Origin of the sequence: Paraburkholderia sp. SIMBA_027, from assembly GCF_046535315.1 — a bacterium.
Lineage (GTDB): Bacteria > Pseudomonadota > Gammaproteobacteria > Burkholderiales > Burkholderiaceae > Paraburkholderia > Paraburkholderia tropica.
Genome location: NZ_JAWRWY010000437.1, coordinates 1 through 277, shown reverse-complemented (window position 1 = coordinate 277; position 277 = coordinate 1). Strand labels below are relative to the sequence as shown.

The following is a 277-nucleotide window of genomic DNA, read 5'->3' as shown; positions in this document are numbered from 1 at the left end:
CGCCAATAACGCCGATGAAGCCGAGTACGGTGATAGCGACGGCGACGCCGTTGGGTACTTTCCGGTCACGGAGAAACGCGACAACGGGATACAACAAACCAGCCAGGAGTGCGGCGACCATCAGGGGGATCATGAGGAAACTGACCTGGCTGAGCAGCCAAACCAGGACGCCGATCATGAGCAGTATCAAACCCACGCGCCACGACCAAGCGGCGGCAATGCGGACCCCATACGGGATGTCCTCGGCGATTTGGCGGTCGGTGCGGGGTTTGGCGTC

General features: G+C 61.4%; 1 pseudogene. It reads right to left on the bottom strand.

From position 1 onward, the window contains the following. Window positions 1–277: pseudogene (locus SB764_RS39740) on the bottom strand (hypothetical protein); the annotation flags it as partial.